General features: G+C 72.1%; 22 protein-coding genes and 1 pseudogene. 14 read left to right on the top strand and 9 right to left on the bottom strand.

The genetic code is table 11. The features are described 5' to 3' along the window. Window positions 1–21: 21 nt before the first annotated feature. Window positions 22–1425 (bottom strand): MFS transporter, encoded by a 1404-nt coding sequence (locus tag AB0J76_RS21235; protein ID WP_352327582.1) that lies wholly within the window; start codon window positions 1423–1425, stop codon window positions 22–24. A gap of 90 nt (window positions 1426–1515) precedes the next feature. Here AB0J76_RS21235 and AB0J76_RS21230 point away from each other — a divergent pair, with 90 nt between their 5' ends. The 6 genes from AB0J76_RS21230 to AB0J76_RS21205 all read left to right on the top strand — a co-directional run bounded on the left by AB0J76_RS21230 (window position 1516) and on the right by AB0J76_RS21205 (window position 7245). Beyond that, a complete protein-coding gene (locus AB0J76_RS21230) occupies window positions 1516–2085 on the top strand; it encodes a TetR/AcrR family transcriptional regulator (RefSeq protein ID WP_352327581.1) in 570 nt (189 codons plus the stop codon). A 203-nt stretch (window positions 2086–2288) separates the two neighbouring features. Next, window positions 2289–3230, top strand: a complete 942-nt coding sequence (locus AB0J76_RS21225; protein WP_352327580.1) for a zinc-binding dehydrogenase — start codon at window positions 2289–2291, stop codon at window positions 3228–3230. Window positions 3231–3383: 153 nt separating this feature from the next. After that, a complete protein-coding gene (locus AB0J76_RS21220) occupies window positions 3384–3944 on the top strand; it encodes a hypothetical protein (RefSeq protein ID WP_352327579.1) in 561 nt (186 codons plus the stop codon). Between the two features lie 26 nt (window positions 3945–3970). Next, window positions 3971–4990, top strand: coding sequence for a hypothetical protein (locus tag AB0J76_RS21215; RefSeq protein ID WP_352327578.1), 1020 nt, complete (start codon window positions 3971–3973; stop codon window positions 4988–4990). 10 nt (window positions 4991–5000) lie between these two features. Then, the gene (locus AB0J76_RS21210) at window positions 5001–6335 is read left to right on the top strand and encodes a Dyp-type peroxidase (protein WP_352327577.1); all 1335 of its coding nucleotides are present in this window, start codon (window positions 5001–5003) and stop codon (window positions 6333–6335) included. A 40-nt stretch (window positions 6336–6375) separates the two neighbouring features. Then, window positions 6376–7245, top strand: coding sequence for a bile acid:sodium symporter (locus AB0J76_RS21205; RefSeq protein ID WP_352327576.1), 870 nt, complete (start codon window positions 6376–6378; stop codon window positions 7243–7245). A 94-nt stretch (window positions 7246–7339) separates the two neighbouring features. On the opposite strand, the gene AB0J76_RS21200 is transcribed toward AB0J76_RS21205, so the two are convergent. The 3 genes from AB0J76_RS21200 to AB0J76_RS21190 all read right to left on the bottom strand — a co-directional run bounded on the left by AB0J76_RS21200 (window position 7340) and on the right by AB0J76_RS21190 (window position 10588). Next, window positions 7340–7924 (bottom strand): TetR family transcriptional regulator, encoded by a 585-nt coding sequence (locus AB0J76_RS21200; RefSeq protein ID WP_352327575.1) that lies wholly within the window; start codon window positions 7922–7924, stop codon window positions 7340–7342. 26 nt (window positions 7925–7950) lie between these two features. Then, window positions 7951–9477 (bottom strand): MFS transporter, encoded by a 1527-nt coding sequence (locus AB0J76_RS21195; protein WP_352327574.1) that lies wholly within the window; start codon window positions 9475–9477, stop codon window positions 7951–7953. A gap of 103 nt (window positions 9478–9580) precedes the next feature. Continuing rightward, window positions 9581–10588, bottom strand: a complete 1008-nt coding sequence (locus AB0J76_RS21190; protein ID WP_364390194.1) for a hypothetical protein — start codon at window positions 10586–10588, stop codon at window positions 9581–9583. Window positions 10589–10666: 78 nt separating this feature from the next. Between AB0J76_RS21190 and AB0J76_RS21185 the strand changes: the two genes are divergently transcribed. The 4 genes from AB0J76_RS21185 (at window position 10667) to AB0J76_RS21170 (ending at window position 14225) form a co-directional block, all read left to right on the top strand. Continuing rightward, window positions 10667–11269, top strand: coding sequence for a TetR/AcrR family transcriptional regulator (locus tag AB0J76_RS21185; protein ID WP_352325389.1), 603 nt, complete (start codon window positions 10667–10669; stop codon window positions 11267–11269). Between the two features lie 77 nt (window positions 11270–11346). Then, window positions 11347–12795, top strand: coding sequence for an alpha/beta hydrolase (locus AB0J76_RS21180; RefSeq protein WP_352325390.1), 1449 nt, complete (start codon window positions 11347–11349; stop codon window positions 12793–12795). Between the two features lie 116 nt (window positions 12796–12911). Then, window positions 12912–13682, top strand: coding sequence for an alpha/beta hydrolase (locus AB0J76_RS21175; protein WP_352325391.1), 771 nt, complete (start codon window positions 12912–12914; stop codon window positions 13680–13682). A gap of 150 nt (window positions 13683–13832) precedes the next feature. Further along, complete coding sequence (locus tag AB0J76_RS21170; protein WP_364390192.1) at window positions 13833–14225, top strand: hypothetical protein; 393 nt, start codon at window positions 13833–13835, stop codon at window positions 14223–14225. A gap of 103 nt (window positions 14226–14328) precedes the next feature. Here the strand turns inward: AB0J76_RS21170 and AB0J76_RS21165 are convergent, their stop codons facing one another. Further along, window positions 14329–15207: a LysR family transcriptional regulator gene (locus AB0J76_RS21165; protein WP_352325393.1), complete on the bottom strand. Its 879-nt coding sequence runs from the start codon at window positions 15205–15207 to the stop codon at window positions 14329–14331. Window positions 15208–15266: 59 nt separating this feature from the next. Between AB0J76_RS21165 and AB0J76_RS21160 the strand changes: the two genes are divergently transcribed. Then, complete coding sequence (locus tag AB0J76_RS21160) at window positions 15267–16085, top strand: alpha/beta hydrolase (RefSeq protein ID WP_352325394.1); 819 nt, start codon at window positions 15267–15269, stop codon at window positions 16083–16085. 45 nt (window positions 16086–16130) lie between these two features. On the opposite strand, the gene AB0J76_RS21155 is transcribed toward AB0J76_RS21160, so the two are convergent. Beyond that, the gene (locus tag AB0J76_RS21155) at window positions 16131–16964 is read right to left on the bottom strand and encodes an alpha/beta hydrolase (protein ID WP_352325395.1); all 834 of its coding nucleotides are present in this window, start codon (window positions 16962–16964) and stop codon (window positions 16131–16133) included. Window positions 16965–17049: 85 nt separating this feature from the next. Here AB0J76_RS21155 and AB0J76_RS21150 point away from each other — a divergent pair, with 85 nt between their 5' ends. Further along, window positions 17050–17778, top strand: coding sequence for a TetR/AcrR family transcriptional regulator (locus AB0J76_RS21150; protein WP_352325396.1), 729 nt, complete (start codon window positions 17050–17052; stop codon window positions 17776–17778). A 27-nt stretch (window positions 17779–17805) separates the two neighbouring features. Here AB0J76_RS21150 and AB0J76_RS21145 read toward each other — a convergent pair whose 3' ends face one another. After that, complete coding sequence (locus AB0J76_RS21145; RefSeq protein WP_352325397.1) at window positions 17806–18288, bottom strand: MarR family transcriptional regulator; 483 nt, start codon at window positions 18286–18288, stop codon at window positions 17806–17808. A 57-nt stretch (window positions 18289–18345) separates the two neighbouring features. Between AB0J76_RS21145 and AB0J76_RS21140 the strand changes: the two genes are divergently transcribed. Next, a complete protein-coding gene (locus AB0J76_RS21140) occupies window positions 18346–19173 on the top strand; it encodes an SDR family oxidoreductase (RefSeq protein WP_352325398.1) in 828 nt (275 codons plus the stop codon). A gap of 160 nt (window positions 19174–19333) precedes the next feature. On the opposite strand, the pseudogene AB0J76_RS21135 reads toward AB0J76_RS21140, so the two are convergent. Continuing rightward, window positions 19334–19441, bottom strand: a pseudogene (locus tag AB0J76_RS21135) (NADP-dependent oxidoreductase); the annotation flags it as partial. Between the two features lie 60 nt (window positions 19442–19501). Further along, complete coding sequence (locus tag AB0J76_RS21130) at window positions 19502–20239, bottom strand: SDR family oxidoreductase (protein ID WP_352325399.1); 738 nt, start codon at window positions 20237–20239, stop codon at window positions 19502–19504. A gap of 89 nt (window positions 20240–20328) precedes the next feature. On the opposite strand from AB0J76_RS21130, the gene AB0J76_RS21125 reads away from it, so the two are divergent. Beyond that, on the top strand, window positions 20329–21168 hold the full coding sequence (locus AB0J76_RS21125) for a LysR family transcriptional regulator (protein WP_352325400.1): 840 nt from the start codon (window positions 20329–20331) through the stop codon (window positions 21166–21168). The last annotated feature ends 137 nt before the right edge of the window (window positions 21169–21305 follow it).

Below are 21305 nucleotides of genomic sequence, written 5' to 3'. Positions count from 1 at the left end.
TGAGCCGGCCGGGCCGAGCCGTCAGCGGACGCTCGCTGACCGCTCGGCCGCCTGACTGTCCGTCCGGACGCCACTCGGCGTCCGGGCCGCGGTCAGCCACAGGCCGGTGAAGACGGCGCAGACCAGCGTCACGGCACCCGCCACGAGGAAGGCGCTGTTGAGGCCGGACTCGAACGAGGCACCGCCGGACTCCCGCAGGTGCACGATCGCACCGAGCACCGCCACGCCGAGCACCGCGCCGATCTGCCGGGTGGTGCTGCTGACGCCCGAGGCCAGGCCGCCCTCCTGCGGGCTGACCGCCTGGATCGCGGCCCCGGTCAGCGGCGACATGGTGAGCGCGAACCCGATGCCGACGACCGCCAGCCGCCACCACACGTTCCCGTAACCGGTGTCGGCGTGGACGAAGCCCAGCGCCAGCAGCCCCAGCCCGGCCAGCGCCAGGCCGACGCCGGCGACGACGCGGAAGCCGTACCTGGCCGCGAGCCGGCCCGCGTACGGGCTGACGACCACCATGGTCAGCGAGACCGGGAGGGTCTGCAGCCCGGCGACGAGGATCGAAGTGCCCTGGACGTACACGAAGAACTGGGAGAAGAAGAACGACGACCCCATGAGCGCGAACCCGACCACGACCATCGCCGTGTTGGACACCGTGAACAGCCGCTGACGGAACAGCCGCAGCGGCAGCATCGGCGTCGGCACCCGGCCCTCGACCACGATGAACGCGGCAAGGAGCGCCAGTCCGGCGGCGAAGCTGCCGAGGATCACCGGCGAGGTCCAGCCTCGGGAACCGCCCTCGATCAGGCCGTAGGTCACAGCGCCCACGCCCGCGGCGGACAGGACCGTGCCGGGGACGTCGATCGGCGGCGCGCCCGCGTTGCGGGACTCCCCCAGCACGCGCAGCCCGGCCACCAGCAGGACCGCCCCGATGGGCACGTTGACCAGGAAGATGGCGGGCCAGCCGAAGGACTCCACCAGGATCCCGCCCGCCAGCGGTCCGGCGGCCAGGCCGATGCCGCTGAACCCGGCCCACAACCCGATCGCCCTGACGCGCTCCTTCGGGCCGGGATACGCGGCGGCGAGCAGCGCCAGTGAGGCTGGGCTCAGCGCCGCGGCGCCGACGCCCTGCAGCACCCGTCCGGCGATCAGCCAGCCGAGCGAGGGCGCGAGCGCACACACCACCGAGGCCGCCGTGAACACCACCACCCCGGCCAGGAACACCCGCTTGCGGCCGAACCGGTCGGCGAAGACGCCGCCCGACAGCAGCAGCATGGCCACCAGCAGCACGTAGGCGTCGACGATCCACTGCAGGCCGGTCAGCCCGGTGTGAAGCCGCTGCTGCATGTCGGGCAGGGCGGCGCCGACGATCGTGTTGTCGAGCAGCACCATGAACTGACCTGCGCAGGTCAGGGTGAGCAACGCTCTCACGTATATCTCTCCTAAAAGCAGTTGGTGACTGCGTTAACGTAGACCCACTTGGGCTCTAACGCAAGTCCCAACTGCGTTAAGGTGGGACGCATGGATGAGCAGGGGCGGGCCAAGCGGCCCGGCGGGCGCAGCGCCCGGGTCCGCGCGGCAGTGCATCAAGCCGTCACCGAGCTGGTCAGGGAGCGCGGCTACGGACATTTCACGATCGGCGACATCGCGGCCCGTGCGGGCGTGGCCGACACCAGCCTCTACCGCCGGTGGGGCAACCTCCAGGCCCTGCTCAGCGATGTGCTGCTGACCCGGCTCAACGCGCAGTCGCCGATGCCTGACACCGGCAGCCTGGCCGGCGACCTGCGCACTCACGCCGCCAACGTGGCCCGCGAGGTCACCGGCCCCGACGGCCTGGCGCTGGTGCGGCTGACCCTCGCGCTGTCCGGCGAGGGTCAGCAGGGCCTTCAGGCGCGGGACGAGCTTCTGGCCGATCGCACCAGCCAGTTGCAGGCGGTGCTCGACCGCGCCCGCGACCGCGGCGAGAACCCGCCTGACGTGCTGGAGGTGCTGGACCATCTCCTGGCGCCGATCTACATGCGCGTCCTGTTCGGCGCGGGGCCGCTCACCCCCGACTACCTCGACGGGCTGGTGGACCGGCTGCTCGCCTGACCCGGTCCGCGGAACCGGCGGCCCAAGGAGCAATGCGTGAACCCCGGACATCCCCGAGTGCCGGCCCGCAGGCCCCCGCCCGAGTGACGCGCCGCCTCACCGTCAGCCGCCGCAAGAATGCATGAAGACTCTTCATGGATTCCGTCTCATCCACAAATCGTGCCCGCTACCTGCGCGACCGTGCGGATCCTAGCGTCTACGGCATGAGAGCGATGGTTGCGGAACGCCTTGGCGAACCCGATGTCCTGACCCCCGCCGACCTTCCCGACCCGACGCCGGGCCCCGGCCAGATCCTCCTTGACGTCGAGGCCGCCGGTCTCAACTTCGCCGACGCCGAACGTCTGCGCGGCACCTACCTGCCGCCGCAACTGCCGTTCATCCCCGGCGGTGAGGTCGTCGGCCGGGCCCCGGACGGTCGCCGCATGCTGGCCTTCGCCGGCGCCGCCTTCGCCACCAAGGCGCTGGTGACGGATCCGGTCGAGATCCCCGAAGACCTTTCCGCAGGCGCCGCGCTCGCCCTGCTGGCCCAGGGCTTGACCGCCTGGCACCTGCTGCGTACCGCCGCGCGGGTCCGCCCCGGCGAGACCGTCGTCGTCAACGCCGCCGCCGGAGGCGTCGGGCACCTGGCGGTCCAGCTGGCCAAGGAGTTCGGCGCCGGACGAGTCGTCGGCACCGCCTCCACCCCCGGCAAACGTGCGCTGGTCCGCCGGCTCGGCGCCGACGCCGCCATCCCCGGCGACGCCGACGGCTACGCCGAGCGCGTCCGCGAAGCCAACGACGGCGCCCTCGCCGACGTGATCCTCGACGCCGTCGGCGGCCCCGTCCTCGAGGCAGCCGCCCATGCGCTGGCCCCCTTCGGCCGCCTGATCGCCTACGGCACCTCCGGCGGGATCGACGCCGCCCCCATCGACCCCGGGATCCTGAGCGAGCGCAACATCACCGTCGGCGGCTACTGGCTGGGCGCCCACCTGCGCCTTCCCGGCAGCCGTGCCGCCGAGCCGCTGCACGACCTGCTCGCCCTGGCCGCCTCGGGACGCGTCCACCCCGTGGTGGGCGCCGAATACCCGCTCGACGAGGCCGCCACCGCCCTCACCGCCCTGACCACCCGCCGCACCACCGGCAAGGTCATCCTCCGCATGACGTAGCCGCCATCAGCCATTCGCGCCCGTTCGACGCGGCGGGCGGTGATGCGTTCCAGCAGCGGCGAAAGTGCACGCCCAGGGTACGCGTGGGAGAACAGGACCCGGTGCCCCACTATGGGACACTGGTGTCAGTCAGGTCGCGTCAGCCTTCCTCCCATGAGCACGACGATGGAGAGGACGGCCATGCAGATCAGGCCGCAGGCGATGGTCATCCCGAAGGAGACCGACCACCTGGAACAGGGCAAGTACGGGCCGGTCTTCCCGCGCAGCCCCGCCTGCTACGGATTCACCGTCATCGCCAGGGTCAAGCCCGGCCGCGCCGACGCCATCCGGGGCTACGGCCACACGCTCGCCGAGGCGCTGAAGGACGATCCCGACCTGCTGGCCCCCCTGAAGCTGCACTACCTGCGCTGGGTGCTGTTCGACGACGACACCCGCTTCATGTACCAGGGGATCTTCGACACCGACTTCGACAAGTACACCGAAGACGCCATCGCGCTGTTCACCAGGGCGGGGGTGAACACGGTCTTCGAGAACCTCGAAGGTTTCCCCGAGGACTGGAAGACCAACCCGGAGGCGTTCGTCAGGTTCGTCCGCGAGCACCACTGCCCGAGCTTCATCGAGTACGGCGAGTACCCGTACGTCACCGCCGACGAGATCAAGAAGGCTCTGCGGATCAAGAGCGCTCTGTCGGACATGCTCGACCAGCTGCAGTGACGGCCACGGACGGCGCAGGAGATCAGATGAGTGAGCCGAAGACGGCGCGCACCTACAACCAGAACCACGTGCCGCGCCCGTACGCCCCCGGCCGGCGGCGGGTGAGCGTCTACGTCGCATGGAGCTATCCGGCCGAGGCGGGCCGGGACGTCACCGGGCTGGACAACCGGTTCTCCACGATGACCGAGGTGCGCCGCGTGCAGTGGCCCGCCTACGAGGACCCGCAGTGGTCCGACCCGCTGCGTTTCCAGCAGGGCATCGCGGGCGGCCTGGAGCTGTTCTTCTGGGGCTGGCTGCCCTTCCAGCGGTTCGTCCAGGAGGCCACCGGATATCAGGTGCCGGTCTACCAGCGCGTGGATCAGGCCGGGTTCCACACCCCGCTGGACGAGCGGGTGCTGGCCGACACCGACACGCTGTTCGTGTGGGGACTGGACCACATGATCACGGCACAGGAGGCCACGGCCGCCGAGATCGAGGCGGTACGCGACTTCCTCACCCGCGAAGGGACCTGCCTGGCCCTGGGGCCCCATCATGACGTCGGCGCTACGGACGACCTGGCGATGCGCGACGTCGAGTACCACCATCACGGCGACGCGCTCGTGCCCCGCCAGCAGCGCTTCGGCCGGTACACCCGGTCGCTGATGGCGGGGCTGGGGCTGCCGGTGGAGAACCGGTACGGGCTGCGTCCCGCCGTGATGGGAACGGGGCAGAACGCCCCGCTGTCCATCGCCAGGGACCTGGACACCAAGGGATGGCTGGAGGGGGTGTCCCACTTCAACTTCCACATGCACCTCCCCCACTACGCCGTCACCACCGACGACCCCGACGCCGTCCGGGTGCTGGGCCGGCAGCCGATCGACCTGACCAGGCCGACGCACCCGTTCGTCGAGGCGGGGAACACCGAGTTCAACATGTTCCTGTGGCTGCCTCCGCGCGGCGACCGGGCCGGGGACGTGATCTTCGCCGACTCCACGATCTTCAGCTCGCTGTTCGGCATCGACGACAGCCTGCGCGCCTTCTGGAACAACCTCCTCAGAGCCACGTGAGCGGGATCCGGTGAACGAACGCCTTCCGGCCGTGCTCGACCTGGACGACATCCAGCGCGGCGTCCTCAGCCCGCGGCCGACCCCGTACGCGGCGACCTACGTCCTGTTCCACGTGGACGACCGCGGACAGGGCCGGGAGCTGATGCGGCGGCTGAGCGCGGTGGTGACCTCGGCCGCCGACTCCGCGAGCCCGCTGGGGGACACCTGGGTCAGCGTCGCGCTCACCTACCAGGGTCTCAAGGCCCTCGGGGTGCCCCAGGCGTCGCTGGACACGTTCGCGTGGGAGTTCCGGCAGGGCATGGCGGCGCGTGCCGCCGCGCTGGGCGACACCGGCGACAGCGGCCCGGCCCGCTGGGAGCCGCCGCTCGGCACGTCCGACGCGCATGTGCTGCTGGTGGCGCTCGCGCCCGACGACGGGCGGCTGGAGGCCGCCCTCGACAGCGCCCGCCCGGCCTATGAGGCCCTTCCCGGCGTGACGGCGATCTGGCGGCAGAACTGTCACGCCCTGCCCACCGAGACCGAGCCCTTCGGCTACCGCGACGGCATCAGCCATCCCGCCATCGAGGGCAGCGGCGTCGCCGGTTCCAACCCGCTGGAGGTGCCGCTCAAGGCGGGCGAGTTCGTGCTCGGCTACCCCGACGAGCTCGGCGGCACCCAGGCGCCACGGCCCGACGTGCTCGGACGCAACGGCACCTACGTGGCCTTCCGCAAGCTGCACCAGCGGGTCGCGCTGTTCCGGCGCTACCTCAAGGACAACGCCACGAGCCCGCAGGACGAGGAACTGCTGGCCGCGAAGATCATGGGTCGCTGGCGCAGCGGCGCGCCGCTGGCCCTCTGCCCGGACCACGATGACCCGGTCCTCGGCGCCGACGACGCACGCCGCAACGCCTTCCTCTACCAGCGGGACGACCCGGCGGGTTTCGTCACCCCCGGCGGCTGCCACATCCGCCGGGCCAACCCTCGTGACGCGGCGGTGGCCGGCGTCCCGAGGCTGCACCGCATGATCAGACGTGGCGCCGTCTACGGGCCGCCGCTGCCCGACGGCGTCCTGGACGACGACGGCGCCGACCGGGGGCTGATGTTCGCCTTCGTCGGAGCCCACCTCGGCCGGCAGTTCGAGTTCGTCCAGACCGAATGGATGAACGACGGCGTCTTCTTCGGCGCGGGCCCGGCCAGGGACCCTCTCACCGGTTCCGCCGACGGCTCCGGCGATTTCACCATTCCCCGGCGTCCCGTACGGCGGCGCCTGTGCTCCCTGCCCCGATTCGTCGTCACGCGTGGCGGCGAGTACTGCTTCATGCCGAGCCTGAGCGCATTGCGCTGGCTCGGCGACCTCACCGGGTGAGGGTGATGGCACCGCTCCGGGCCGATGATCGGAGGTGTTGGTGAACACCCTGCATCTGCTGCTCAACGCCGTCACCGTCATCTTCATCGCGGCCACCATGTTCGCCGCCGGGCTCGGCACGACCTTGCCGGACCTGCGCGCCGTCCTCGTTGACGGCCCGCTGCTCGCCCTGGTGCTCCTGACCAACCTGCTCGTCCTGCCGCTGCTCGGCTGGGGCGTCGCCGCGCTGTTCGGCCTGCCGGTGCCGGCGTTCGTCGCGCTGCTGCTGATCGCCTCCTCACCCGGCGGGCCGTTCGGCGCCAAACTCGGCATGGTGCAGCACGGTGACGTGGCCGCAGGAGCGGCGATGCAGGTCCTGCTGGCCGCCATCGGCAGCATCACCTTCGGCCCGACGGCGAACATCCTTCTCAACGCGGCCGACGTGGGCGGCGGGCTCTCCCTGGACGTCGCGACCCTGATGCTGACCGTGGCGGTCCTGCAGCTCGTTCCGTTCGCCGTCGGCCTGATCATGCGCCATCACGCGCCATCCGCAGCACGAGCATGGCATCCTGCGGCCGCGACCGTCTCGAACGTGACGTTCCTGGCCGTGCTGGCGGGCATGCTCGTCGGCAACTGGCGCGACGTCGTCGCGCTGATCACCTCACGCAGCCTGCTGGCGGGTTTCCTCCTGGCCGCCGCCGCCTTCGTGCTCGGTACGGTCCTGGCCACCGGAACATGGCCACGCCGCACCACCATGGGCGGCGTCGCGGCCGTACGCAACGCCGGGCCGGCACTCGCCGCCGTCGGCATCGCCTTCGGCGACGAGCCGGCCGTTCTGGGCGCGCTCGCGGCCGTCCTGCTCAGCGGCCTGGCCGCGGCCCTGCCGATCGCCGCGGTGCTGAGCCGCCGCCGGGACGACTCCACGACATGAACCCTCCTCCGCGCAGCACCAGCCCCGCCAAGGGGCACGTGTTCTCCGTTACCGGTTCTGAGCCTGGGCACAGCACGGCAACGTACGCGAACGCTCAGCCGCGGACGGCCAGTCGCAGGACGGCCTGGATGTGATCAGGGTCGGCGGGCACGTTGTCGAGGAGGATCGCGGTGCACAGCCCGTCGGAGGCCGCGACGAGGGCGGCGACGGCGGCGGGGTCGTCGGTCAGCGTGGTGGCGAGTTCGGCGATGTTCTGCCGCCAGCGTCGTGCCACGGGACGCAGTGCGGGACGGCGGGCGGCCAGGGTCGCCAGCTCGCGTTCGGCCAGGGCGCGTTCGCGTCCGGAGCCGGCGGACTCGGCGATGAGGTGGGCCAGGCCGCTGAGCTTGTCGCCGGGGGTGTCGATGATGTCGCGGATGCGGGCGGTGTAGGCGTCGGCGACCGTCGTGAGGGCGGCCACCAGCAGGTCGTCGAGGGTGGCGAAGTAGTAGGTGCTCAGGGACGTCGTGATGCCGGCCTGTTTGGCGACCGTGCGATGGGTGACGCCGGCCGCGCCGTCGCGGGTGACCACGGCGAGGGTGGCCTCGATGATCTCCGCGCGTCGTCTCTCGCCACGCGCGCGGCGTCCGTCGACGTGCTCGCTGTCCTCGGCGGGGTCGTCCTTGCTGCTCCTCGGCACGGGCCCCAGGATAGTCGGACCATCGTTCAAACGCCGGTGTCGCGGTTCTGCGCCGCCCCGAGCGCGGGCTGGTGACGCAGCAGCGCGAGGCACAGCGCCGTGGCGGCGGCGATGGCGATCCCCGCGACCAGGGAGGCGACGTTGAGCCCGGTGGTGAAGGCGTGCCGGGCCGCCTCGACGGTCCCCTGCGGCAGGCTGTCGGCGATCGCCACGGTCGCGTTCAGGCTGTCGGTGAGGAGGCCGGAGCTCTCCGGCGCCAGACCTTCGGGCACCGTCACCTGAGCACGGTAGACGGCGGTGGTGAGGCTGCCGAGCAGGGCGACGCCGATGGCGATGCCGAGTTCCTGGACCGTCTCGGAGATCGACGCCGCCGACCCCGACCGCGCGGCCGGCACCGCGCCCACCACCATGTCGGTGCCCAGCGCGGCGAGGGCGCCCAGCCCGAGATAGACGAACGTGAAGCCGGCCGTCACCGGCACCTCGTCGTCGAGCCCCGCGGTGGCGAGCAGCGCGTAACCGGCGAGGGACGCCCCGAGGGCGGCGCCCATGACCGAGCCGGGACGAAAGCGCCGGGCGACCAGCGGGGCGCCGATGGCGGCGGCGAACATGGCCAGCGCCGGCGGTCCCATCCAGAGCCCCGCGTCGAAGGGGGTGAGCCCTTCGACGAGCTGGAGGTACTGCGTGACCAGGTACATCGAACCGCCGGCCCCTACCAGGCCGATGAGCAGCACGCCCGAGGCCACGACGAAGGCCCGGTCGCCGAACAGCGTCACGTCCAGCAGCGGATCGGGCAGGCGGCGTTGGCGGCGGACGAACACGATCGCGGCCGAAACGCCCGCCACGGCACAGACGAGGGCCGGCCCGCCGGGGCCGTCGGAGGCGAGGTGCTTGACGGCGTAGACGACCGGCAGGATCGCCGCCAGGGACAGGCCCACGCTGATCAGGTCGAGCCGGCCGCCGGACGGGGCCGCGTACTCGGGAAGCAGGGCGCGCGCCCCGGCCAGGACGACGACGGCGACGGGCACCGCCGCCAGGAACGGCGCTCCCCACCAGAAGGAGTCCACCAGGGTTCCGCCCACGATCGGCCCGGCGGCCATGCCGAGCGCGAACATCGTGGCCCAGACCCCGATCGCGACCGCGCGCTGCCGCGCGTCGGGGAACATGTTCGAGATCAGCGACAGCGTGGACGGCATGAGCGTCGCCCCGGCCACCCCCAGCAGGGCGCGCGCGAGGATCAGCAGCTCGGCCGTGGGGGCGAACGCGGCGAGCACCGAGAGCGCCGCGAAGGCGACCATCCCGGCCTGCAGCAACCGGCGCCGTCCGATCCGGTCGCCCAGGGTGCCCATGGTGATGAGGAACCCGGCGACGAGGAACCCGTAGGCGTCCATGATCCACAGCAGTTGGCCGGCTGACGGTGACAGGTCGGCCGCCATGCTCGGCGCCACCAGGTACAGGACGGTGACGTCCAGCCCCAGCAGCACCGTCGGCATGGCCAGCAGCCCCAGGCCCGCCCACTGGCGCGCCCCTGCCCGCGTGAACTGTTGCCGCGTCATCAGATCCCCCTCGCTCTCATCATGTTGAACGCTAGTACAACTTGTACGTGCGTTCAACATGATGGGCACGGCGGGCCGGTCGGAAGGTCTGGCGGAACCGGAGTCAGCTATCGCCGTGCGCGCCGGTGAGGGTGGCGCCGATCTCCGCCATCCGCTCGGCCGCGTACCCGGGGTCGATCAACGCCTCGGGGGTGTGCAGGCCGGGCGGCACGGGACCGCCGCGCAGGCCGAGCAGTCGTTCGACGCCGAGGGCGACGCCGAGCGCCGTCAGGGGGCGCTGCCCCTCCGGATGGAAGAGGTAACGGCTCGTCCTGAGCGGCGCGCCCGCGCGGTCCACGCCTTCGAGGTCGATCCTGACCTCCGCGGAGGCCGGCCCGCCGCGCCGCCTGCCCGCCGACTCACCGACCGCGAACGCGAAACGCACGTCGGACGCGCCCGTCGCGAGGGCCAGGCTCGGCACGTCGAGGATGGGGACGACCTGGCCGGGCAGCACGGCGCCGTCGATGCCGGTGACCGCCACCTCCGCGTCGGGGCCGGCGATCCACCGGAAGACGCCGTCGCGGCGAACGTGCCCCGCCGAGACGGCGGCCAGCAGGCGTTCCATGTCCGCCACGGCCGCGGGGCCGCCGCTGTCCTGTTCGTCCAGCACGCCGCCGACCTCGATGGCGTCGAGCCGGCCGAACTCCCTGGCGAGGCCGAGCACCGCGAGGACGACGAGCCCCGCGTACCAGTGGCTGGCCAGGAGGACCGGCGCCGCGCCGGCCCGCAGGCCGGCGGCGACAACCTCGGGGCCGATGTCGACCAGGCCGCTGGAGATGCTGAGGTACGGCAGGCCGCGGTCCTGCGCGTAACGCAGCCCGTTCAGGTGGCTGTCCCACACCGTCGCCACGACCGCCGAGTAGCGGCCGGTCTCCCGGAGGCCCAGGTCGCCTCGCCGCAGATCGATGGTCGCGGCCGTCGCGCCGCCGAGCTCGCCCGCGACCCGTCTGGCGCGGCCGAGATCGCGGCCGGCGATCGTCAGCGGCAGCTCCGGGTACCAGCGGCGCAGCAGGGTGGCGGTCCCCGCGCCTGCCTGGCCGGATCCACCCATGATCAGTACGGAGTGCTCCACGGTGACGTCCTTCCGCTAACCTACATTCTGTAAGTTACATTTTGTAGCTTAAGCTGTGAGGCGACGCAAGGGAGGACGATGACCACGGGATCGACTCGCCTGTCCAAGCCGGCCAGGCGGGAGCAGTTGCTCGACACCGCCATGACGATCGTGCGCGCCCACGGCACCGACGGCCTCACGCTGCTCAGCCTGGCCGAGGCCGCCGGGGTGAGCAGGCCGGTCGTCTACGACCATTTCGGCACCCGTCCCGGGCTGCTGATCGCGCTCTACCGGCGGCTCGACGAACGGCACCGGGCCGCCTCGGAGCAGGCTCTGCGTGACGCCCCGGCCGTCCCCCGCGAGATCGCGCGCGTCCTGAGCGCCGCCTACTTCGCCTGCGCCGCCGACATGCCGGAGTGGACCGCCGTCTCGGCCGCGCTCAAGGGCAGCCAGGAGATGGAGGCGATCGAGCGCGAGCTGCTCGACGCCTACACGGACCTGATGGTCACCGCCCTGCGGCCGCACTCCGGGCTCCCGCGGGAAGACCTCCGGCTTCGCTGCGTCGGCGTGCTGGGCGCGGCCGAGGCGATCGCCGCGGAGCTGAACCGGGGGCGCGCCACCGTCGCCACGGCCATCGCGGCGCTGACGGACCTGATCGTCGGCAGCATCGACGCCGCAGCCCCCAGGAGCCGTACGAGATGAACTGTCGGCCGTTCGGCCGATGCGGCCGGTCCGAAAGGCCGATGGCGGGGGCCGGCGGGCCGGAGACGATCTAGATCATGAAATGGACCCCTCTCGTCACGGGCTTGGCGCTGATCGCGGTGGCGATCCCGGCGGCCCCCGCTTCCGCGACCGGCGAAGCGACCCGAGCAGCAGGCGTGACCAGTAAGGACGCGATCGACTGGCGAGCCTGCGGGAAGGAGCCGGGAGCCGAGTGCGGCACCCTCGCCGTGCCGGTGGACTGGGCGAAGCCGGACGGGCCGCAGGTCTCGCTGAACATGACGCGACGCAAGGCCACCGGACAACGGATCGGAGCGCTGTTCTACAACCCCGGCGGACCAGGGACGGGTGCGGCCGACCTGGTGCGGGATTGGGCGCCGTACTACTTCTCCGAGGCGCTGCGCGAGCGGTTCGACATCGTCGGGATCGATCCGCGCGGGGTCGGCGGCAGCGAGCAGATCCAATGCGGGAAGGCGGTGCACGATCCGGCCGTCACGCAGTTCCCCGAGACGCGGCAGGAGTACGACCGGCTCGTCGCGCACAACCGGGCCGTGGGCGAGAGCTGCGGGCCGTTGATCCGGCACATGGACACCGGGAGCGTGGCGCGGGACTTCGACGCCGTGCGGGCCGCGCTGGGCGAGGAGCAGATCAGCTACCTGGGACGGTCCTACGGAAGCATGCTCGGCACCGAGTACGCGCGACGGTTCCCCGGCCGGGTGCGGGCGATGGCCCTGGACGGGATCGTCGATCACGGGATGAGCTCGCGCCAGATGGTGCGCGATGCCGCGACGGCGGTGGAGGACGGGTTCGGCAGGTTCGCCGGTTGGTGCGAGCGGACGCAGGAATGTGTGCTGCACGGCCGGTCCGTACCGCAGGTGTGGGATGCGCTGGTGCGCAGGGCGGAGGAGAGGCCGATCCCGGTCACCGGCGGACGTCCGCTGACGGCGGACGAACTGCGCTACGTCGCGTACGCGATGCTCACGATGGCCCCCGACTTCAACGGCGGCCTGGCCCGGGGCATCGTCCAGGCGGAGCAGGGCGATGCGGTGCTCTTCGGGCAGATGCGGGCCGAGGCGCTGGACCACCCCGCGACGACCTCGGCCTACCGGGCGGTCCTCTGCCAGGACATCACCCCTGGGATCAACGGATTCACGCAGCTCAGGGCGCGGACGCGGGATGTCGTCCGGAGGGCCCCGCACATGCGCGGGACGTCGGAGTTCTGGGACATGACGACCGGGTGCGTGGGGTGGCCCGTGCCGCCGTCCAATCCGCAGCGGCCGGTGCGCATCACCCAGGCGCCGCCCGTTCTGCTGGTCGGCAACACGCATGATCCCGCCACGCCGCTCGCCTGGGCCAAGAGCCTGGCCAGGGGCATCAAGGCGGCCCAGGTGCTGACCTATGACGGCGATGGGCACACCTCGTACCTGCGTAACGCCTGCGCGACCGGGAGCGTCGACCGCTACCTGATCTCCGGGACGCTCCCCGTGCCCCGCACGGTCTGCCGCTGAACTCCGCGGGCTCCCGGCTCGCTCGGGCTCCCTGACGGTGACGTGCGATGAGTTTCCGGCCGCCGTGTCGTACCAGTCTCGTAGACCCGTACGCGACGAAGGGAACGAGCGGCACGATGGCCGACCACATCGAAGTGAACGGCGTGCGCACCTGGTACGACGAGCGCGGCGCCGGAGACCCGCTGGTGCTCCTGCACGGGGGCCTGACCGACAGCCGGAACTTCACCGGCAACCTGGACGCGCTGGCCGAACGGTTCCGGCTCCTGCTTCCCGAGCGCCGGGGCCACGGCCACACGCCCGACGTGCCGGGGCCGTTCTCGATGGAGGCCTTCGCGGACGACACCGCAGCGTTCATCGGCGTGACGGTCGGCGGTCCCTTGCGGCTGGCCGGATACAGCGCCGGGGCGATGGTGGCGCTGTGGACCGCCGTGCGCCATCCGCACCTCGTCGAACGGCTCGTCCTGATCAGTGGCGGTTTCCACCCGGACGGGATGATCCTGCGGCCGAGCACCGACGCGCCGCCTCCGCCGCCGCTGCTCTCCGCCTACGCCGAGGTGTCGCCGGACGGGGCCGGCCACTTCCCCGTCGTGATCGCCAAGGCGGCCCGGTCGGTCACCGAGGACCGGCCGCTGACCCCCGACGACCTGGCCGCCGTCACCTGCCCCACGTTGGTCATGTCCGCCGACGACGACATCATCACCCTGGAGCACACCCTGGAGTTGTACCGGACGCTGCCCGCGGCGCAGCTGGCCGTCGTGCCGCAGACCTCGCACCTGCTGCTGCACGAAAGGCCCGAGTTGTGCGTCCGGCTGGTCGGCGACTTCCTGACCAGCGCCCCGGCTTCCACCTGGATGCCGATCCGGCGCGCCGCCGGCCAGCCGTCCTGACCAAACAGGTCGGCACTCACACCCCACCGAAACGCGCGAACGGCGATCTGCCTGGCACGTGGGCATGCGGACAAGTGCCCGCAGGTGTACCCAGTCACCACTAAGGGTAATAGTTAGCTACAGAGAGTTACCAAAGGAAGGATCTCCCCCATGAGACCACGCCCTCTCGCCGGCAGCCTCCTCCTGGCGACCGCGCTCCTGACCGCAACAGCATCACCCGCGGCAGCACAGGACGCCTCCATCACCCTGAACTCCGTCACCGCGCCAGGCAGCCCCACCAGAACCGCCATCATGAACGTCACCTACACCTGCACCGACATTCAGCTGGCCAGAGTCGTCGGCACCCTGTGGTTCAGCTGGGGCTCTCCCAACGGCGGTACCGACGAGGTCGTCTGCGACGGCCGACGCCACAACGAGAACCTCACCATCAACGCAACCTTCAACACCTTCCAGCGCGGCGACCAGGTGGACGCCAGCGCCACCTTCGTCGGCATCATGCCGCCCTTCAATGACGAGGACAGCCGCAGCATCACCATCCGCTGAAGGCCCCCCGGCCACCGCCCGGCCCCTCCAGCACAGGTATCGGGAGCCCGGGCCCCGCCGATCACCACCGCCTGGCCGGTGGGACGACGCCCCGCCCGTCGGCCTACCCGCCGAAGGGCTGTCCGTACGGGACGTCGGCCAGGTCCAGGAAGGCGCGTACGGCGGGCCCGCAGTCGCTCGGCGACAGGACGGCCAGGGCGAGCGTCCGGGTGAGGCGCGGTTCGAGCGGCCTGGTCGTGACTGGTCCGAGCTGGGCCGGCAGGCCGAGCGTGGGCACGATGCTGACCCCCAGGCCGGCGGCCACCATTTCGAGGATGGCCGACTGGCCGCCCGCCTCGTAGGCGACGTCGAGCTGGGCGCCGGCCTGGCGTGCCGCCTCGGTGATGAGCGGACGGCAGCCCGCCGTGGTGAGGATGAACGGCTGCCCGGTCAGGTCGGTGATGTGGACGGTCTCCTGCCCGGCCAGGCGATGGCCGGCCGGCACCACGGCGACCATCTCGTGCGTGCTGATCGGGATCGTGTGCAGGCCGGGAGCCGGGAGCGTGACCACGCCGACCTCGGCCGCGCCCCTGCGCAGCCAGCCGCGGACGTCGTCGTCGGCCCCCTCGAACAGGCGTACCTGGACCTGGGGGTGGCGATCGGTGAAGGTCCGCAACCGGGGGGCGATGAGAGTGCCGGTGGCACTGGGCAGGCTGGCCAGCCGGAGCGGCCCGGTGACCTGACCGGCGGCGGCTGCCACCTCCGCGCGGATCAGGTCGAAGTGGCGCAGGGCCTCGCGGGCGCGAAGGTGGGCGCGCCGCCCGGCCTCGGTGAGGGCGATGCCGTCGCTGTGACGGACGAACAGGGGGGCGCCGAGCTCGCGTTCGAGACTGGCGACGGCGCGGCTGACAGCCGGCTGGGACATGCCGAGCAGGTCCGCCGCCGCGGTGAACCCGCCTTGCTCGGCCACCGCGATCAGCGCTCGGAGCTGCGTCAACGTCATGGGGCCATACCCTAAGTGGTATTTGACCGACATTGCCGCATTCCCCGATGGTTATGGCCATGTCCACACGCATGACGATCGACGTCGACGGCCGTACGGCCAGCTATCTGACGGCGGGCGAGCACGGCCCGCAGGTCCTGTTGCTCCACGGCACGTATTGGAGCCGCGTCTGGCTGCCGGTGCTCGACGACCTGGCCGCGGCCGGGTTGCGGCCGGTGGCGGTCGACCTGCCCGGCCTGGGCCGCTCGGAAGGGGAGCTGACGCTGGAGACGGCCACCGTGCCCGCGCTGGCCGCCTGGGTGGCGCGCTTCGCGGCGGCGCTCGGCATGGACGCGCCCGCGGGCGTGGCCGGGCACGACATCGGCGGCGCGGTCGCCCAGCATCTGCTGGTCGGCGGCGAGCTGACGGTTCCCCGGCTGGCGCTGGTCAACTCGGTGAGCTACGACTCCTGGCCGGTGCCCGGCGTGGCGCGCTACCGCGACCCCGCCGTGGTCGCCGCCACCACCGTGGAGGACCTGCTCGCCGCCCGGCGCGTGGCCGTCACCACCGCCCTGGCCCGGCCCGTCGCCGAAGGCGAGGTGGACGACTATCTCGACCCGTGGCGCGAAGCACGCGTGGGGCGGTCCTGGATGGCGCTGGCCGGCGCCGCCGACAGCCGCTACACCCTCGACCTCATGCCCGCCCTGCTCGCCTGTGACGCGCCGAAGCTGCTGGTGTGGGGCGAGGACGACACCTTCCAGCAGGTCGGCTACGCCCAGCGGTTCGCCGGCGAGGTGCCGAACACGACGCTGGTGCGGGTCGCCGAGGCCGGTCACATCCCCATGGAGAACGACCCCGCGCTGGTCGCCCGCACGCTGGCCAGGTTCTTCCTGGCTTGACGGGCCTCGCCCCTCCGGCGCGGTCATGACGCGTCCGAGGGGCGGTCAGGCGTCCGACCAGAGGGCGCTGAGCAGCGCGTTCAGCCGCTCCGGCGCCTCGACGTGCGGGTAGTGGGCGCTGCCCGGCACCTGCTCGTGCCGGGCGCCGATCCGCTCGGCCGTGATTCGTGCACACGCCATGAGAGGGACGCCCCCGCGCTCCCGGTACGGCCCGGGCGCGCCCTCCCAGGTGCCCGAGACGACCAGTTTGGGGAAGGACGCCGCCCGCAGCGCCGGCAGCGGGAGGCCCGCCTCCCAGCAGACGCGTTCGCGCAGCGCCGTGGCGGCCGCGCGCAACCGCCGATCCCCCGTGCCGGGCTCGGGCATGCCGGTCGAGCCGGCGGCGGCGCGCAGCCACTCTTCGGGCGTCAGGTCGGGAAGGTCGGCGTAGGCGGCGCGGTTGGCGCGCAGCGCCTCGGCCACAGCGGGGTGGTCGGCGGCCGCCTGGTAGCCGCCCGGCTCGATCAAGGTGAGCGAGCGCACCGCCTCGGGCCGGCGCGCCGCCGCGATCATGGCTCCGACGGCGCCGTAGGAGTGGCCGACCAGGTGCGCGCCCGCGCCGAGGAGTTCGGCGACGTCGTCGCCGTCGGCCAGGTAGTCGCCGGGGAACCTGTCCCCGGCGTCCGGGCTGCCGCCGTAGCCCCGGCGGTCCATCAGCAGCAGCCGGAACCGGCCGGCCAGCGGGCGTTGCGCCGCGAACCCGTACACCGGGTCGTCGCCCCAGCTCGTGGAGCCGTGGACGAAGACCGCCGGCGGCCCGGACTCGGGACCGAGCGCGGTCACGTGCACGTCGCCCGGCAGCGGGCCGTTCGCGCGGAACATCAGTGCGGGGGTGGACATCCGACTCCTCCTTGAACAGCGTTCAATGCTTTTGAACGTTGTATAAGGGAATGGAAGGCGACGTCAAGGCGGGTAGGGTGATCGCGTGCCGTCGTCAGAGTTGTCCGGCGGGTCCGTGTGGCTGCGTCCCGAGCGGCCGCCGCGCGACCGCCAGCTCACCCGTGAGCGGATCGTCGAGGTGGCGGTCGCCGTCCTCGACGCAGAGGGTCACCGCGGGCTGTCGATGCGCCGCGTCGCCACCGAGCTGGGGGTGACCGCCGGGTCGCTGTACTGGTACGTCGCCACCAAGGACGACCTGCTGGAGCTGGCCCTCGACCGTGTGCTGGGCGAGGTGCGCGCCGGCCCCGGCACGTCCGGCTGGCGGGACGGCCTGGCGGCGCTGGCCCGCAGCAACCGCGCCATGCTGCTGCGCCACCGATGGGCCCTGTCCGAGCTGACCGTCAGGCCCAACCTCGGCCCGAACGCGCTCGCCCTGGCCGAGACCGGGCTGCGGCTGCTGGAACACGCCGGGTTCGCCGGCTCCGACCTCGACGCCGCCATGGCCGCCGTCAACGACCATGTGGTCGGCGCGGTCATCGCGGAGGTCGCCTGGCGCGACACGCTGGCCCGCATGAGCGGGACCGGGTCCGGCTGGGACGAGCAGGCGGCCGACTACCTCCGCCAGGTCGCCGAACGCCACCCGACGCTGGCGGGCCGGATGGCCGCCACGGGCGAGATCGACGTCGAACGCGAGAGCGAGCGGCGCTTCACGTTCGGCCTCGACTGCCTCCTGGACGGCCTGGCCGCTCGCTGCGCGTCCCCGTCCCGGTCATAGGGGCACGGTTCCGTCGCGGGCCTCGCGTCACCATGTGCGCACCTCGTGCGCCCACGCGATCAGCCCCGCCACGAACCCCTGACGGTCCGACGGCGAGAGGTTGTCCAGCACGCGCAGCAGCGGCGCGGCACGCAGGGCGACGAACCCCTCGACCATGGCCCGATGGTCAGGGGCCAGCGACACCAGGGTGCGGCGGCGGTCGGCCGGATCCTCCCGGCGTTCGACCAGGCCGGCCCTGCTGAGGTCGCCCACCAGCTCGCTCGCGGTCGGCAGCGACATGCCCATCCTGTCGGCCAGCTCGCTCACGCTGAGCGAGGACTCGACGGTCAGCTGCGGGATGACCGCGCCGTGCCTCCCGGTGAGCCCGTGGCTGCGGAAGATCTCCCGCAGCCGGTCCGGCATCTCGGCCTGGGCTCGCCGGAAATACGCCTCCACCAGGGGTACGAAGCCGAGGGCTTCCCTGACCTCCTCGGGGCGTGGCAGTCGCGGGGGCGAAACGGGGTCCGTCACGGTCACAGGTTACAGTGCCCATATCCAAACAGTTCGGATATCCGAAGTGAGGTAGACGTGATTCTGGTGACAGGCGCCACGGGTAACGTCGGGCGTCATCTGGTCGATCTGCTGCTCGGGTCGGGCGCGCAGGTCCGGGCGATCAGCCGCAACCCCGAGCGGGCCGGCCTGCCCGACGGCGTGGAGGTGGTCAGAGCCGACATGTCGCAGCCTGAGGACCTGCGGGCCGCGGTGCGGGGAGCCGACCGCGCATTCCTGCTCCCGGCCGCCGGCCAGGTGGACGGCTTCCTGCGCGAGGCCGCGAGGGCCGGCCTCGGGCACGTGGTGCTGCTGTCCGCGCTGGCGGTGACCATGAAGCAGGCCGGCGTGCTGGGCAGCGCCCACGCCGAGTACGAGCGGGCCGTGGCCGGGTCGGGGCTGCCGTGGACGTTCCTGCGTCCCGGCGCGTTCATGGCCAACGACCTGCGGTGGGCGCCCGGCGTCAAGAACGGCGGCGTGGTGCGCGCCCCGTTCGCCGAGGCCGCCACCGCGCCGATCGACGAACGCGACATCGCCGCGGTGGCCGCGCGGACGCTCCTCGACGACGGGCACGAGGGCAAGGCGTACGAGCTGAGCGGGCCCGCCTCGCTGACGACGGCCGAGCGGGTACGGATCCTCGGCGAGGTCCTGGGCCGCGACCTGCGTCTGGAGGAACTGTCTCCGGAGCAGGCCCGCGAGCAGCTGATCCCGCAGGTCCCCGCGCCGGTCGTGGACTCGATGCTCACGCTGTTCGCCTCGTTCGTCGGCAGGGCCGCGGACGTGTCCCCGGTCGTGCGCGAACTGACCGGCGACGCACCGCACACCTACGCCGACTGGGCGGCCCGCAACGCCGCGGCGTTCAGCTGACCCCGCCGGATCGACGGCCTGGGTCGGGCAGTCGATCACTTCGGGGCTGTCGAGCAGGCGGATCGCGGCGTGGACGCGGGACCGCCCGGCGAGCATCCTGGCGCCGGAGCCTTGAGCGTGCTGCGTCACACGGTGCCGGTCAGGGGATGGGCACGATCTTGCCGCGGGTGTGCAGCCGCTCATGGTTGTGCTCGCCGGCCAGGCCGGTGACCGTGGCTCCGGCGCGGCGCGCGAGCTGAACGGCGAGCGAGCCGACTCCTCCGGCTGCTGCGGGCGGGCGCTGCGCGGCTGACGTCGAGAACGGGAACGGTTCGTGCCGGTGTGGCGGTTACCAGGGCACCGTTCCGGCGTCGTCGAAGAATCCGCCGGTCGGTCCGTCGTCGGGCAGGGTGGCGAGGTGAATCGCGATGGCCGCGCCCTGTTGCGGTGTGCGAACGCCCTGGAAGCCGTTGAGGTCGGTGGCGGTGAAGCCGGGGCAGCCGCAGTTGATCAGGATGTTGGTGTCGCCCAGTTCCTTGACGTACTGGACGGTGAGGGCGTTGAGGAAGGTCTTCGAGGCCAAGTAGGCGGCGGGAACCGCGCCCATGTCGATGCCGGGGGTGGTCTGCAGGGTGAGGGACCCGACGCTGCTCGACATGTTGACGATCCGCGGTGACGCTGAGGTGCGCAGCATCGGCAGCATCGCGTTGGTGACCCGGATGACGCCGATCACGTTGGTTTCCACGACCGCTCGCACGGTCGCGGGTTCCAGTGTGGTGGCTGTCTGTGGCATGCCGCCGGTGATCGCGGCATTGTTGACCAGGACGTCGAGCCCTCCGGCATGGCCGGCGATCAGCTCGGCCGCGGCGGCGACGCTTTCGTCGTCGGTGACGTCGAGCGGCACGCCGAACGCATCGGTCCCGGCCGCGCGCAGCTTCTCGACCGCGGTGTCGCGGCGGTGTGCATCCCGCGCGCCCACACCGATCCGCCAGCCAAGCGTGCCGAGCCCTGCGGCGATCTCGTATCCGATTCCCTTGTTCGCGCCGGTCACCAGCGCGATCTTCCGTTCACTCATGCCGTCGATCATGTTGCGGACCCGGGCGGGGCGTCCAGGACCGGTCAGGTGGACGCCGATACCGCACAGGTATCGGCCGTGGTCAACGCTACGATGAGCTCGTGGAGACGCGGGAGTTGCGCTACTTCGTCGCCGTGGCCGAGGAGTTGCACTTCGGGCGGGCGGCACAACGGCTCTCGATGGCTCAACCACCCCTGTCGCGGGCGATCCAGCAACTGGAACGGCGGCTCGGAGTCGTTCTGCTGCACCGCGGCGCTCGCGGTATCGCCTTGACCGAGGCCGGGTCGGTGCTGCTGCGGGAGGCCCGGCTCGCGCTCGATGCGGTCGAAGCCGCCGAGCGCCGCACCCGCCGCGCCGCTGCCGACCAGCCCGGCGTGGTCCTGGCCACCAAGGCCGGAGCGTCCAGGGAACTGCTGTCGAAGCTCCTGCACGCCTACGCCGCCGAACCGGGCTCAGTGCCGGTCGAGGTGATGCTGTGCGGGCCGGGCGAGCCGGAAACTCTGCTGCGCACCGGGCGTGCCGACGTCGCTCTGCTCCACCGGCCCTACGACACGACAGCCGGATTCGACACCGAGGATCTGCACACCGAACAGCAGGTCGTGGTCCTGCCCAAGGGGCATCCCCTTGCCGACCGGGCGTATCTGTCGTCAGCCGAGGTCAACGCCCAGACCCACCTGCCCCTGCCGCGCTGGCCTGGGCGGGATGGCGGCCATCCGGACGGCCCCGGCCCGCAGGTGCGTGACCATACCCAACTGTTCCAGCTGATCGCGCTCGGACTGGCCTGCGCCGTCGTGCCCGAGTCGCTCCGCGACCAGCTGCGCGACGACTACGCCATCCTGCCGGTGCCGGACGCACCGGCCGTCACGACCGTCATCGCGTGGCCGCCACACAGCAGATCCAAGGCCGTCGCCGACCTCGTCCGAACCGCGACACGCCTTTAGCCGGGCCGCACGGCTGTGCCGCGCGTCACCGATGTGCCGGAAGACCATCTTCGTCTCCGGGTCCTACAGCGGAGATCCAGGAAGGCCCAACGCGGTGGAATCCTTGCCTCTTTCCCCTCTGGGGGTGCCACCGGAAT

Origin of the sequence: Nonomuraea sp. NPDC049624 (assembly GCF_040675255.1) — a bacterium.
In the GTDB taxonomy this organism is placed as follows: Bacteria; Actinomycetota; Actinomycetes; order Streptosporangiales; family Streptosporangiaceae; genus Nonomuraea.
This window is presented reverse-complemented; position numbering and strand designations above follow the sequence as displayed.

What these genes read in the sequence shown, in the direction of transcription:
- AB0J76_RS21160 (WP_352325394.1), top strand. Translation starts at nt 15,267, where the DNA reads ATGTCCACACGCATGACGATCGACGTCGACGGCCGTACGGCCAGCTAT.
- AB0J76_RS21230 (WP_352327581.1), top strand. Translation starts at nt 1,516, where the DNA reads ATGGATGAGCAGGGGCGGGCCAAGCGGCCCGGCGGGCGCAGCGCCCGG.
- AB0J76_RS21165 (WP_352325393.1), bottom strand. Translation starts at nt 15,207, where the DNA reads ATGACGTTGACGCAGCTCCGAGCGCTGATCGCGGTGGCCGAGCAAGGC.
- AB0J76_RS21225 (WP_352327580.1), top strand. Translation starts at nt 2,289, where the DNA reads ATGAGAGCGATGGTTGCGGAACGCCTTGGCGAACCCGATGTCCTGACC.
- AB0J76_RS21215 (WP_352327578.1), top strand. Translation starts at nt 3,971, where the DNA reads ATGAGTGAGCCGAAGACGGCGCGCACCTACAACCAGAACCACGTGCCG.
- AB0J76_RS21155 (WP_352325395.1), bottom strand. Translation starts at nt 16,964, where the DNA reads ATGTCCACCCCCGCACTGATGTTCCGCGCGAACGGCCCGCTGCCGGGC.
- AB0J76_RS21180 (WP_352325390.1), top strand. Translation starts at nt 11,347, where the DNA reads ATGAAATGGACCCCTCTCGTCACGGGCTTGGCGCTGATCGCGGTGGCG.
- AB0J76_RS21195 (WP_352327574.1), bottom strand. Translation starts at nt 9,477, where the DNA reads ATGACGCGGCAACAGTTCACGCGGGCAGGGGCGCGCCAGTGGGCGGGC.
- AB0J76_RS21185 (WP_352325389.1), top strand. Translation starts at nt 10,667, where the DNA reads ATGACCACGGGATCGACTCGCCTGTCCAAGCCGGCCAGGCGGGAGCAG.
- AB0J76_RS21175 (WP_352325391.1), top strand. Translation starts at nt 12,912, where the DNA reads ATGGCCGACCACATCGAAGTGAACGGCGTGCGCACCTGGTACGACGAG.
- AB0J76_RS21170 (WP_364390192.1), top strand. Translation starts at nt 13,833, where the DNA reads ATGAGACCACGCCCTCTCGCCGGCAGCCTCCTCCTGGCGACCGCGCTC.
- AB0J76_RS21220 (WP_352327579.1), top strand. Translation starts at nt 3,384, where the DNA reads ATGAGCACGACGATGGAGAGGACGGCCATGCAGATCAGGCCGCAGGCG.
- AB0J76_RS21130 (WP_352325399.1), bottom strand. Translation starts at nt 20,239, where the DNA reads ATGATCGACGGCATGAGTGAACGGAAGATCGCGCTGGTGACCGGCGCG.